Source organism: Pseudomonas sp. PDM25, from assembly GCF_019219045.1.
Taxonomy (GTDB): Bacteria; Pseudomonadota; Gammaproteobacteria; order Pseudomonadales; family Pseudomonadaceae; genus Aquipseudomonas.
Genome location: NZ_JAHUWL010000008.1, coordinates 219732 through 231998 on the forward strand (window position 1 = coordinate 219732; position 12267 = coordinate 231998).

Genomic DNA, 12267 nt, shown 5'->3' on the forward strand with positions numbered 1-12267 from the left:
CATTTCCTTACACCACCATCGACACCGCCAACGGCAGGAAAACTGCCGTGGCCACGCCCATCAGACTCATCGCCAGCGCCGCGAAGGCGCCGCATTCTTCATTTTCCTGCATCGCCACCGCAGTGCCTACCGCGTGCGCCGTCATGCCCAATGCCATACCGCGCGCCTCAGGGCTGTGCACACCCAGCCTGGTCAAAAGACTCGGCCCGAAGATTGCCCCGATCACCCCGGTAATCAACACGAACACGGCCGCCAGCGCCGCGACGCCACCGATCTGCTCTGCCACCAGCATGGCAATCGGCGACGTCACCGACTTCGGCGCCATGGTCATCAGGATCATGTGCTCGGCACCAAACGACCAGCCCAGCAATACACCCATGCCGGTGGCGACGACGCCACCTATCACCAGCGTAGTAAATATCGGCCAGAACAACTGCCGAATGCGTCGCAGATTGAGGTACAGCGGTACAGCCAGCGCCACGGTCGCAGGCCCTAGCAGGATGCTGAGGATCTCGGTGCTCTTGCGGTACTCGGCATAGGTCAGGCCGCAACCCACCAATACGCCGATCACCAGCAGCATCGAGACCAGCACCGGTTGCAGAAAGATCCAGCGGGTTTTCTCGAACGCCGCCAGTACCAGCTGATAAGCCCCCAGCGTAATACCGATGCCGAACAACGGATGATGAATCACCGACGCCCAGGCGCCGTGCCAGTCGAAGATCATTGGCCATCCTCACGATGAGCGTGACGCTTGACCATGCGCTGCATCAGCACGCCAGCGAAGGCCATGGACAGCAACAGAGACAACACCAGCGCACCGACGATGGCCCAGAAATCCGCGGCAATGTCTTTAGCGTAAACCATCACACCCACGGCGGGCGGCACCAGCAACAACGGCAGGTAACGCAGCAGACTGCTGGCCGCGAGGTTCAGCGGTTCGCCAACCTGGCCACGGCTGATCAGGAATACCAACAGCAACAGCAGGCCGACAATCGGCCCCGGCAGTATCGGTAAAAACAAGTGGTTGATGGCTGTGCCCAGCAATTGGAACAGCACCAGCCAGGTCAGGCCACGTAACAACATCCGTCATCTCCCGCCAATATCATCCCGCACAAACGGGCCGAGCATTATAAGCACGCCAACGCTATAGACCGGCATTCGCCAAAATCATGGTCAGTTGACCGGAGCCATTTGCCATGTTGATCTAAAGTGGTAATCCGGGAGGTCAAATCCCCCCACCTCAAAACTATAAAACCGATGAACCCAAGGAGAGTCTCAATGCCCTATGTTCCAGTTGCAGAGCTCAAAGATTATGTCGGCAAGGAACTCGGACGTTCCGAATGGCTCACCATCGATCAGGAGCGCATCAACCTGTTCGCCGAGGCCACAGGGGACTATCAGTTCATCCACGTCGACCCGGTCAAAGCCGCGCAAACGCCATTTGGCAGCACCATTGCACACGGTTTCCTGTCGCTGTCGCTGATTCCCAAACTGATGGAAGACATCCTGATCCTCCCTGAAGGGGTGAAGATGGTGGTCAACTACGGTCTGGATACCGTGCGTTTCATCCAGCCAGTGAAGGTCAATTCCAGGGTACGACTCAAGGTCGACATGAACGAAGTCACCGAGAAGAAACCCGGCCAATGGCTGCTAAAGGCCACCGCCACGCTTGAGATCGAAGGCTCGGACAAGCCGGCCTACATCGCCGAGCCACTGTCTCTCTGCTTCGTGTAACCCATCCCGGATGCGAAGCAGCTCACGCTGTTTCGCGCCCTCTCCTGTTTCCTGGCTATATAAGGTCAAACAGCTGCGGCATACTCGGTCGCCTAATTGCCCGGATCCCGCTATGCGCCCACTTGCACTCCTCGCTCTGACCCTATTGCTCACCGCTTGCGGCGACGGCGAATCGCTGTTGCCCCCCGACGCTCGCTTGCCGGACGGTGGACGTTATCGCGGCGAACTGGTCAACGGATTGCTGCAAGGCCAGGGCCGTATCGATTACCCGAACGGCAGCTGGTACGCCGGCGATTTCGACAAGGGCCTATGGCATGGCCAGGGCGAATGGCACGGCAGTAACGGCGAAGTCTATCGCGGGGGATTCAACCTGGGGCTGTTCGACGGCAAGGGCACGCTGACCACTAGCGGCAGCAGCTTCACCGGTAGTTTCAAAGCCGGCCGACGGGACGGCGAAGGCACCCTCAAAGAAAACGGCATGACCTACCGCGGTGAATTCAAGGCCGATCAATATTCAGGGCTCGGTCGTCTCGAACTCGAAGACGGCAGTTCGTATCAGGGCCAGTTCGCCCACGGCAAACCCAACGGCGAAGGCCAACGGAGCGACGCCAGCGGCAATCAGTTCACCGGGCATTTCGTCGACGGTCAGCTCGAAGGCAACGGGACGTTCAACAGCGCCGATGGCGATATGTATGTCGGCAGCTTCAAGAACAACCAACTGCACGGCAAGGGCCGCTACGAGAACGCCGACGGTGATGTCTGGCTCGGTCAATTCAAGGAAGGTTCGCTGAACGGCAAGGGCGAGTTGATCGGTGCCGATGGCAGCCATTACATCGGCCAGTTCAGCGATTGGCGCTTCTCCGGCCAAGGTCGATTGAACCTGCCCGACGGCAGCTTTTACATTGGTCAGTTCGACGGTGACAGTTACTCGGGGCACGGCACCCTGGTGCTGACTGACGGCACGGTGCAAAACGGTACGTGGGTCAATGGCCAGCGGGTTCGCGATGCCGATGGCAAGCTGCTGCCCGATAGCCTGGAACTCGGTTTGCTGGCACAGGGCCGTTTGCTCAACGATGCACTGTCCAACGTGCCGGCTTCGACCCCAGCGGTCGAGTTGTACACCTTGACCCTGGGTGGTGACGGCAAGCAAAGCGTGTTCCTGCGCGAATCCGATTACGTCAGCAACATGCTCAGCAGCCGCTTTGGTGCGTTTGGCCAGATCCGCCTGGTGAACCATCGCGACCACCTCGTCGACCGGCCGATGGCCACCCGGGAAAACCTGCGCCGCGCCGCCGCCACCCTGGCCGAACGCAGTGGCCCGGAAGACTTGATCTTCATCTACCTGACCAGCCACGGCTCCAGCGAACACGAACTGGTGCTCGACCAGCCGCGCATGGAACTGTCCGATCTGCCGGCCGACGAACTCGCCACGGTGCTCTCTCCGCTGAAAAACCGCGACAAGATCATCGTGATTTCGTCCTGTTACTCCGGTGGATTCATTCCGGCTCTCAAGGATGAACGCACCCTGATCATGACCGCCTCGCGCGCTGACCGCGTGTCCTTTGGCTGCTCGGAAGAAGCCAACTTCACCTACTTCGGCGACGCGCTGTTCGCCCAGGCACTGAACCAGACCGACGACCTGGAGCAAGCCTTCAAACTGGCCAGGGCCACCGTTGCGGAACGCGAGCTTGCGGACAGCTTCGAAGCCTCTGAACCGCAGATCTGGGCGCCGAAAACCGTCCTCTCTCACTGGCAGTTGTTACGCAAGCAGCAGGCACGAAAAGCGCTTCGAAGTGTCTCCTCCGACAGCAAGGATGCAAAGAGCAACTAAGCTGAAGAGTATCAAGGGGGAAACACTATGTACTTGACGCCTCAACACGTATTGCTTGCCGGAGCTACCGGGTTGACCGGTGAACATTTACTTGATCGCCTGCTCAATGAGCCCACGATCTCACGAGTATTGGCGCCCTCACGCCGGCCATTGGCCGAGCATCCCCACCTGGAAAATCCGGTCGGCGACCCAGCAGTGTTTCTGCCGCAATTGAATGGTCGCGTCGACATCGCCTACTGCTGCCTGGGCACCACTATCAAGAAAGCCGGCTCGGAAGAGGCCTTTCGTGCGGTGGACCTGGACATGGTGGTGGCGTTCGCCAAACGTGCACGGGAGATGGGCGCACGGCACCTGATCGTGATCAGTGCCCTGGGTGCCGATCGCAGGTCCCCGATTTTCTACAACCGGGTCAAAGGCGAGATGGAATATGCATTGCGCGCACAGGACTGGCCGCAACTGACCATTTGCCGACCTTCGTTGTTGCTGGGCGAGCGTATGGAACCGCGTATGGCTGAGCAATTCGTCGGGCCCTTGTCCCGTTTGATCCCCGGCAAATACCGCGGCATCGAAGCCTGCCAACTGGCCCGTGCCATGTGGCGACTGGCGCTGGAAGAGCAGGATGGGGTGCGGATTGTGGAGTCGGATGAGTTGCGCAAGTTAGGCAAATAATCCGCAGACCTGTGGCGAGGGAGCTTGCTCCCTCGCCACAAGAGCCGCTCTCAATTTTACAACCCACCCGTCGCCTGAAAACTTACCCCGATCACCGTGAGCACAGACAGCGGCAACAGCAGCGTGTCGAGCAACGCACTGGCCGGCAGGTCGACGCCAGGGTAGCTCGGGGCTTCGGCGCCGAAGCGGTCCATGGCGCAGCAGCCGCCATTCAAGGCATACAAATCCAGACGCGTTCCCGAATACACCACCGGCGCCCCTGGCTTGGCGGCATCGAGCGTTCGCGCAGTGGCGCAGCCAGCCAATTGCAGCGCCAGCACCATTGCCAGCAGCTTATTCATCGCTGGTCAGATGATGTTCGCCCCAACGCGGCAGCATGTCCTGGGGAATGTTCAGCAGATTGAGAATTCGCGCCACGACAAAATCGATCAAGTCGTCGATGGTTTGCGGCTGATGATAAAAGCCTGGTGACGCCGGCAAAATCGTCACACCCATGTTCGACAACTTGAGCATGTTCTCCAGATGAATGCTCGAATACGGCGTCTCACGCGGCACCAGAATCAGCTGGCGACGCTCCTTCAAGGTGACGTCGGCAGCACGCTCGATCAGGTTGTTGCAAGCCCCCGTCGCAATAGCCGACAAGGTCCCGGTGGAACACGGCACCACCACCATCGCTGCCGGCGCGCCGGAGCCCGAAGCCACTGGCGACATCCAGTCTTCCTTGCCATACACCCGAATCTGCCCGGCGGCAGCGCCGGTGTATTCGGTGAGGAAGGCCTGCATCATCTGGGTTTTCGGCGGCAACGTAACGTCAGTCTCGGTGGCCATCACCAGTTGCGCCGCCTTGGAAATCAGGAAGTGCACCTCGCGGTCTTCACGAATCAGGCAGTCCAGCAGACGCAAACCATACTGGGCGCCGGAAGCCCCGGTCATCGCCAGCGTGATGCGTTCCGGGCCGTTGTTCATTGCAGCGCCTCGGCGAGTTTGCCGTGCAGGCCGCCGAAGCCACCGTTGCTCATGATCACCACGTGAGTGCCGGGCTGGGCCTGGCTCTTCACGCGCTCGATGATGCCTTCCAGCGAATCGCTGACGATCGACGGCACCGTGCACAACGCAGCAGTGGCCCCCAGGTCCCAACCGAGGTTGGCCGGCGCATACCAGATCACCTGATCGGCATCGACCACGCTTTCCGGCAAGCCGTCGCGGTGAGCGCCGAGTTTCATGGAATTGGAGCGCGGCTCGATGATCGCGATCAGCGGTGCATCGCCGATGCGCTTGCGCAGACCGTCGAGGGTCGTCGCAATCGCCGTCGGATGGTGCGCGAAGTCGTCATAGATGGTGATGCCACGTACTTGCGCGACTTTCTCCATCCGGCGCTTGACGCTTTTGAATGCGCTGAGCGCAGCGATGCCCATGGACGGCACAACACCGACGTGGCGCGCCGCAGCCAATGTGGCCAGGGCGTTGGCGACGTTGTGTTGGCCGGTCATGTCCCACTCGACCACACCTTGGGCAACACCTTCGAACATCACTTCAAATTTCGAACCGTCTTCGCTGAGCAGTTTGACCTGCCACTGACCGCCGGCACCGGTGGTTTGCACCGGGGTCCAGCAGCCCATTTCGATGACGCGCAGCAACGCAGGCTCGGTGGTCGGGTGGATCACCAGGCCTTCGCTCGGGATGGTCCGCACCAAATGGTGGAATTGCCGCTCGATGGCTGGCAGATCGGGGAAGATGTCGGCGTGATCGTATTCAAGGTTGTTCAGGATCGCCGTGCGCGGGCGGTAGTGAACAAACTTGGAGCGCTTGTCGAAGAACGCGCTATCGTACTCGTCGGCTTCGATCACGAAGAATGGCGTATCACCCAGACGAGCGGACACCGAGAAGTTTTGCGGCACGCCGCCGATCAGGAAACCCGGACTCATGCCCGCGTGTTCCAGTACCCAGGCGAGCATGCTGCTGGTGGTGGTTTTGCCATGAGTACCGGCGACGGCCAGCACCCAGCGACCTTGCAGCACGTGATCCGCCAGCCATTGCGGGCCGGAGACGTACGGCAGGCCTTTGTTCAGCACGTATTCGACAGCCGGGTTGCCACGGGACATGGCATTACCGATCACCACCAGATCCGGCGCCGGATCGAGCTGCGCCGGGTCATAGCCTTGGGTCAACTCAATGCCCTGGGCCTCAAGCTGAGTGCTCATCGGCGGATAGACGTTGGCATCGGAGCCCGTCACGTGATGGCCCAGCTCTTTGGCCAGAACCGCCATCGAACCCATGAAAGTGCCGCAGATACCAAGAATATGAATGTGCATTAGTCGACCTCGTAAAACATGGCCGCAGGTTAGCTTAGGGTGGGAAAATTCGCACTCTGTCTTTAATGATCGTCCCCACGCTGATCGCTCCCACGCTCTGCGTGGGAATGCAGCAAGGGATGCTCTGCGTCCCAAAAGCGGACGCGGAGCGTCCGGGGAGGCATTCCCACGCGGAGCGTTGGAACGATCAACGGCCTAGCGGGCTATCCCGTGTTTACGCAGTTTTCTGTAGAGGGTATTGCGGCTGACGCCCAACTGCTCCGCTGTATGAGTCATATGCCAACGCGTCTGTTCCAGCGCATTCAGCAAGGCCAACCGTTCAGCATCATCCAGCGGATGCTCCGACGGTTCTTCAACGGCAACAACCGGCACCGGTCGAGCCTGACGAATCATCACCGGCAAATCCTCCAGCCCGATCCGCCCACCGTCGCACAACGCCGCTAACGTGCGCAGCACATTGCGCAACTGCCGCACGTTCCCCGGCCAGGCGAAGGCCAGCAACGCCTGGCGTGCCGGACCGTCGATCAATACGGTTTCCCCGCCCGCCTCTTCGGCCAGCAAAAAGTCGAGCAACTGAGACTTGTCACTGCGATCACGCAGCGCCGGCAGCGTAACTTCCAGCCCGTTGAGCCGGTAAAACAAATCCTCGCGGAAGCTGCCGTCCTGCACCCGCTCCAGTAAATTACGGTGAGTGGCGCTGATGATTCGTACGTTGACCGACTCCGGCTCGCCGCCGATCGGCACTACCTGACGATCTTCCAGCACCCTTAATAGCCGGGTCTGCAACGCCAGGGGCATGTCGCCGATTTCATCGAGGAACAGAGTCCCGCCATCGGCCTGTTGCAACTTGCCGCGCATACCTTCCTTGCGCGCACCGGTAAAGCTGCCGCCGCGATAGCCAAACAGTTCGCTCTCGATCAGGCTTTCGGGGATCGCCGCGCAGTTAAGGGCGACGAAGGCTTTTTCTGCTCGCTGGCTGGCCTGATGGACGGCTTTGGCAAACGCTTCTTTGCCGGATCCGGTTTCGCCGTTGATCAGTAACGGTACGTCCCGCTCGAACACACGCAAGGATTTACGGAAATCCTCCTGCAACCCCGTGTCGCCCAAACAAATGCCCGATAAGCGCGAAGGTTCGGCGATCACCGCACTTTGCACCACCGGCACCGGAATGCTGCGTGGCTGCCCGCGCAACACCGCAAACAGACTCCGCCCGTCTCGGGTACGCAATGGCCAACTGGCGCTGGCGTTGACACTTGCGCGGCCGAGCAAGTCATCCAGCGAACAATCGAAAAACGCCTCCACTGGCTTGCCCAGCAACCCACCGCGAATATGCCCCAGCAGGTTCAACGCACTCTGGTTGACCGCACTGATTCGCCCTTCCCCGTCGAACGCCAGCAGCCCTTCGCTGAACAGTCCGACGGATTCGGCCTGAAGATGAAAACGCAGCAGCCATTGATTGTCGAAGTAGCGCAGGAAATAGCAGCTCTCGATCATCTTCGCCGACAGATTGACCAGGGCCATGGTGTGGAACTGACTTTGACGAGAGACCTCATGGCGCGCCGAGGACACGTCGAGCACCGCCAGCAATTCGCCGTGAGGGTCGAACACCGGGCTCGCCGAGCAGGTCAGGCCGGTGTGACGGCCGCGAAAATGCTCATCCTGGTGGATGGTCAGGGACTGACGCTCCACCAGGCAGGTGCCAATACCGTTGGTGCCTTCGCAGGCTTCGCTCCAGTCAGCGCCGAGCCACAGGCCGGCGCGCTCGAAAATCTTCCGCTCGGCAGGCGCGGTGACGCAATTGAGGATCACCCCGCGGGCGTCGGTCAGCAGAACCGCGTGGCCAGCGCCGGAGAGCTGCTGATGAAGGCTGGTCATTTCGCTGCCGGCGATGTGCAGCACTTGCTGCAAGCGCTCGCGGCTTTCGAGTACGCGGCCATGTTCCAGCACTGTCGGCGCCATGGTCAGGGCGGGGTCTAGGTGATAATCCTCAAGACAGCGCAGCCAGGAACGGGCAATCGACGGGTCGCTGCCGGGACCGTGCAGGTGGGATTTGCCCTGAGTGACGGTCAGGACCTGCTGGGCATGGCGACTCAAATGGTTGTCGTGCATTTCTTATTGTTCTCCCGAGCGGTTTACCCCCTGTAGGAGCTGAGCTTGCTCGCGATGGCGTCTGTACAACCAACATCAACATTGAATGTCAGGACGCCATCGCGAGCAAGCTCTGCTCCTACAGGTTATGCAGCAGGTGCATAGATCGCTATGACTGAGTCATATGGGCTCCGAGCATCCTCCAGCGCGACGTGCATTGCAATGCTGGCGAGACCGACCCGTCACACGTTGCGCCAGAAGCGGTACAAAGTGTCACAGGGGCCGTACCGAAACCGTCACAGACAGAGTCCGCCGGTCCGACAAAAACCGCGTAAAGCCTTGATTTACCTGACCTGCAACGCAGTGGCCCGACCTTTGCTCTACGCTTATAGCAGGCGCACATGCGCTCTCCCTTATAAGCACAAAAGCCAAGGAGAAATCACCATGCGTTACGCTCACCCCGGTACTGAAGGCGCTATCGTTTCGTTCAAGAGCAAATACGGTAACTACATCGGCGGCGAGTTCGTCGCGCCTGTCAAAGGTCAGTACTTCACCAACACCTCGCCAGTGAATGGCCAACCGATTGCCGAATTCCCGCGCTCCACGGCTGAAGACATCGAAAAAGCCCTGGACGCTGCCCACGCGGCCGCTGATGCCTGGGGCGCCACGTCCGCCCAGGCTCGCTCGCTGGTACTGCTGAAAATCGCCGACCGCATCGAACAGAACCTCGAAGTCCTGGCAATCACCGAATCCTGGGACAACGGCAAAGCCGTGCGTGAAACCCTCAACGCCGACATCCCGCTGGCGGCGGACCATTTCCGCTACTTCGCCGGTTGCATCCGCGCCCAGGAAGGCAGCGCTGCCGAAATCGACGGCAACACCGTGGCCTATCACATCCATGAACCGCTGGGCGTGGTCGGGCAGATCATCCCGTGGAACTTCCCGATCCTGATGGCCGCCTGGAAACTCGCCCCGGCCCTGGCCGCCGGTAACTGCGTGGTGCTCAAGCCTGCCGAGCAAACGCCGCTGGGCATTACCGTGCTGATGGAGCTGATCGGCGACCTGCTGCCACCGGGCGTGCTGAACGTGGTGCAAGGCTTCGGCAAAGAAGCCGGCGAAGCGCTGGCCACCAGCAAACGCATCGCCAAGATCGCCTTCACCGGCTCGACCCCGGTCGGCTCGCACATCATGAAATGCGCCGCTGAAAACATCATTCCGTCCACCGTGGAGCTGGGTGGCAAGTCGCCGAACATCTTCTTCGAAGACATCATGAAGGCCGAGCCAAGCTTCATCGAAAAAGCCGCCGAAGGCCTGGTGCTGGCGTTCTTCAACCAGGGCGAAGTCTGCACCTGCCCTTCCCGCGCCCTGGTGCAAGAGTCGATCTACGACGACTTCATGAAAGTCGTGATGAAGAAAGTGCTGTCGATCAAACGTGGCGACCCGCTGGACACCGACACCATGGTCGGCGCCCAGGCGTCCGAGCAGCAATTCGACAAAATCCTTTCGTACCTGGAAATCGCCAAGGGCGAAGGCGCCGAGCTGCTGACCGGCGGCAAGGTGGAAAAACTCGAGGGCAACCTGGCGACCGGGTATTACATCCAGCCGACCCTGCTCAAGGGCACCAACAAAATGCGCGTGTTCCAGGAAGAAATCTTTGGCCCGGTGGTGAGCATCACCACCTTCAAGGACGAAGCCGAAGCCCTGGCCATCGCCAACGACACCGAGTTCGGCCTGGGTGCCGGCCTCTGGACCCGCGACATCAACCGCGCCTATCGCATGGGCCGCGCCATCAAGGCCGGTCGCGTGTGGACCAACTGCTACCACCTGTACCCGGCACATGCTGCGTTCGGCGGTTACAAGAAGTCCGGCGTCGGTCGTGAAACCCACAAGATGATGCTCGATCACTATCAGCAGACCAAAAACCTGCTGGTGAGCTACGACATCAATCCGTTGGGCTTCTTCTAATCCGGCGCGATACCGCGTAACGGCTATCGCGAGCAAGCTCGGCTCCTACAGGACTGCGTTGTACCTGTAGGAGCATGGCTTGCCAGCGATGGCGTCCTCAATGACACCGAAAAACATTGCCCTGCCGCTCTGGCACGGGCTTTGCGTGCCCGCTCTACACGAAAATTTCGTACTTGAAAGTCCAACAAATCAAAAAATAAAAAAGACAGCGAGGACTTATGACTTCTACTACACAGCTCAAACCCACACTCGGCACCCTGCATTTATGGGGCATTGCCGTCGGCCTGGTGATTTCCGGCGAGTACTTCGGCTGGAGTTACGGCTGGGGCACCGCAGGGACCCTGGGTTTCCTCGTCACCGCTCTGATGGTGGCGACGATGTACACCTGTTTCATCTTCAGTTTCACCGAATTGACTACCGCGATTCCCCACGCGGGCGGGCCGTTTGCCTACAGCCGACGGGCCTTCGGTGAGAAAGGCGGACTGATCGCCGGCATCGCCACGCTGATCGAATTCGTCTTTGCCCCCCCGGCGATTGCCATGGCCATCGGCGCCTACCTCAATGTGCAATACCCTGAACTTGACCCCAAGATCGCCGCCGTTGGCGCCTATTTCGTGTTCATGGGCTTGAATATCCTCGGCGTCAGCATCGCCGCGACGTTTGAACTGGTCGTCACCGTGCTGGCGGTCGCCGAATTGCTGGTGTTCATGGGCGTCGTTGCGCCGGGCTTCAGCTTCAGTAATTTCGCGCTTAACGGCTGGTCGGGCGCCAACGAGTTCACCATGGGCTCGATTCCCGGCATCTTTGCGGCGATCCCCTTTGCGATCTGGTTTTTCCTTGCGATTGAAGGCGCGGCGATGGCGGCTGAAGAAGCCAAGGACCCGAAACGTACGATTCCCAGGGCGTATGTCAGTGGCATTCTGACCCTGGTGTTCCTGGCCATCGGCGTGATGGTGATGGCGGGCGGCGTTGGCGACTGGCGTCAACTGGCGAACATCAACGATCCGTTGCCTCAGGCAATGAAAGCCGTGGTCGGCAACAATTCGAGCTGGATGCACATGCTGGTGTGGATCGGCCTGTTCGGTCTGGTGGCGAGTTTCCACGGGATCATTCTTGGCTACTCGCGACAGTTCTTTGCGCTGGCCCGGGCCGGTTACCTGCCACGCGGCCTGGCCAAGCTCTCGCGCTTCCAGACCCCGCACCGGGCGATCCTGGTCGGCGGCGTGATCGGCATCGCGGCGATCTACAGCGACGGCCTGGTCAATCTGCAAGGCATGACCCTGACGGCAGCAATGATCACCATGTCGGTATTCGGTGCCATCGTGATGTACATCATCAGTATGCTGAGCCTGTTCAAACTGCGTAAAACCGAGCCGAACCTTGAACGCACCTTCCGCGCGCCGGGCTATCCGATCGTGCCGGGGATTGCGCTGTTCCTGGCGGTGGTGTGCCTGGTGGCGATGGCCTGGTTCAACACACTGATCGGGTGTGTGTTCCTCGGGTTTATGGCTGCCGGTTACCTGTATTTCCAATTGACCGCCAAGCAGCGCTTCGATGCGCCGGCGGACGCGATGCTCGAAGGCGTCTGAGTTGCACCGGCGCCGGGCTGATTGCCGGCGCCTGCCCTATTGAAGTGCACGCAGTTTCCATGTGGGAGCGGGCTTGCTC

At 60.2% G+C, this 12267-nt stretch carries 11 protein-coding genes; 5 read left to right on the top strand and 6 right to left on the bottom strand.

The window, feature by feature from the left end; all coding sequences use genetic code 11:
* Positions 1-7: 7 nt before the first annotated feature.
* A complete protein-coding gene (locus KW848_RS17365) occupies positions 8-724 on the bottom strand; it encodes an LrgB family protein (protein ID WP_008152800.1) in 717 nt (238 codons plus the stop codon).
* Positions 721-1083 (bottom strand): CidA/LrgA family protein, encoded by a 363-nt coding sequence (locus KW848_RS17370; protein ID WP_008152799.1) that lies wholly within the window; start codon positions 1081-1083, stop codon positions 721-723. Before KW848_RS17370 ends, KW848_RS17365 begins: the two co-directional genes overlap by 4 nt.
* Positions 1084-1278: 195 nt before the next feature.
* On the opposite strand from KW848_RS17370, the gene KW848_RS17375 reads away from it, so the two are divergent.
* The 3 genes from KW848_RS17375 to KW848_RS17385 all read left to right on the top strand — a co-directional run bounded on the left by KW848_RS17375 (position 1279) and on the right by KW848_RS17385 (position 4234).
* On the top strand, positions 1279-1734 hold the full coding sequence (locus KW848_RS17375) for a MaoC family dehydratase (protein ID WP_218537564.1): 456 nt from the start codon (positions 1279-1281) through the stop codon (positions 1732-1734).
* Between the two features lie 112 nt (positions 1735-1846).
* The gene (locus KW848_RS17380) at positions 1847-3565 is read left to right on the top strand and encodes a C13 family peptidase (RefSeq protein ID WP_218537565.1); all 1719 of its coding nucleotides are present in this window, start codon (positions 1847-1849) and stop codon (positions 3563-3565) included.
* 27 nt (positions 3566-3592) lie between these two features.
* Positions 3593-4234, top strand: coding sequence for an oxidoreductase (locus tag KW848_RS17385; protein ID WP_218537566.1), 642 nt, complete (start codon positions 3593-3595; stop codon positions 4232-4234).
* A gap of 56 nt (positions 4235-4290) precedes the next feature.
* Here the strand turns inward: KW848_RS17385 and KW848_RS17390 are convergent, their stop codons facing one another.
* The 4 genes from KW848_RS17390 to KW848_RS17405 all read right to left on the bottom strand — a co-directional run bounded on the left by KW848_RS17390 (position 4291) and on the right by KW848_RS17405 (position 8655).
* Positions 4291-4575, bottom strand: coding sequence for a YceK/YidQ family lipoprotein (locus KW848_RS17390; protein ID WP_111451182.1), 285 nt, complete (start codon positions 4573-4575; stop codon positions 4291-4293).
* Positions 4568-5200, bottom strand: coding sequence for a flavin prenyltransferase UbiX (gene ubiX / locus KW848_RS17395; RefSeq protein ID WP_111451183.1), 633 nt, complete (start codon positions 5198-5200; stop codon positions 4568-4570). The genes KW848_RS17390 and ubiX overlap by 8 nt, the downstream gene beginning before the upstream one ends.
* Positions 5197-6546 carry a UDP-N-acetylmuramate:L-alanyl-gamma-D-glutamyl-meso-diaminopimelate ligase gene (gene mpl, locus KW848_RS17400; protein WP_218537567.1) on the bottom strand — a complete coding sequence of 450 codons (1350 nt, stop codon included), beginning with the start codon at positions 6544-6546 and terminating at the stop codon, positions 5197-5199. The genes ubiX and mpl overlap by 4 nt, the downstream gene beginning before the upstream one ends.
* A 195-nt stretch (positions 6547-6741) precedes the next feature.
* Positions 6742-8655 carry a sigma-54-dependent Fis family transcriptional regulator gene (locus tag KW848_RS17405; protein ID WP_218537568.1) on the bottom strand — a complete coding sequence of 638 codons (1914 nt, stop codon included), beginning with the start codon at positions 8653-8655 and terminating at the stop codon, positions 6742-6744.
* Positions 8656-9078: 423 nt separating this feature from the next.
* On the opposite strand from KW848_RS17405, the gene KW848_RS17410 reads away from it, so the two are divergent.
* Together KW848_RS17410 and eat are read left to right on the top strand one after the other, a co-directional pair.
* Complete coding sequence (locus KW848_RS17410) at positions 9079-10599, top strand: aldehyde dehydrogenase family protein (RefSeq protein ID WP_024164580.1); 1521 nt, start codon at positions 9079-9081, stop codon at positions 10597-10599.
* A gap of 218 nt (positions 10600-10817) precedes the next feature.
* Entirely contained in the window at positions 10818-12188 is a 1371-nt protein-coding gene (gene eat / locus KW848_RS17415; protein WP_192410805.1) for an ethanolamine permease, read from the top strand.
* The last annotated feature ends 79 nt before the right edge of the window (positions 12189-12267 follow it).

Bases quoted from the DNA above. Each gene is read 5' to 3' on its own strand.
- KW848_RS17365 (WP_008152800.1), bottom strand. From the start codon at position 724: ATGATCTTCGACTGGCACGGCGCCTGGGCGTCGGTGATTCATCATCCG.
- KW848_RS17370 (WP_008152799.1), bottom strand. From the start codon at position 1,083: ATGTTGTTACGTGGCCTGACCTGGCTGGTGCTGTTCCAATTGCTGGGC.
- KW848_RS17375 (WP_218537564.1), top strand. From the start codon at position 1,279: ATGCCCTATGTTCCAGTTGCAGAGCTCAAAGATTATGTCGGCAAGGAA.
- KW848_RS17380 (WP_218537565.1), top strand. From the start codon at position 1,847: ATGCGCCCACTTGCACTCCTCGCTCTGACCCTATTGCTCACCGCTTGC.
- KW848_RS17385 (WP_218537566.1), top strand. From the start codon at position 3,593: ATGTACTTGACGCCTCAACACGTATTGCTTGCCGGAGCTACCGGGTTG.
- KW848_RS17390 (WP_111451182.1), bottom strand. From the start codon at position 4,575: ATGAATAAGCTGCTGGCAATGGTGCTGGCGCTGCAATTGGCTGGCTGC.
- ubiX (WP_111451183.1), bottom strand. From the start codon at position 5,200: ATGAACAACGGCCCGGAACGCATCACGCTGGCGATGACCGGGGCTTCC.
- mpl (WP_218537567.1), bottom strand. From the start codon at position 6,546: ATGCACATTCATATTCTTGGTATCTGCGGCACTTTCATGGGTTCGATG.
- KW848_RS17405 (WP_218537568.1), bottom strand. From the start codon at position 8,655: ATGCACGACAACCATTTGAGTCGCCATGCCCAGCAGGTCCTGACCGTC.
- KW848_RS17410 (WP_024164580.1), top strand. From the start codon at position 9,079: ATGCGTTACGCTCACCCCGGTACTGAAGGCGCTATCGTTTCGTTCAAG.
- eat (WP_192410805.1), top strand. From the start codon at position 10,818: ATGACTTCTACTACACAGCTCAAACCCACACTCGGCACCCTGCATTTA.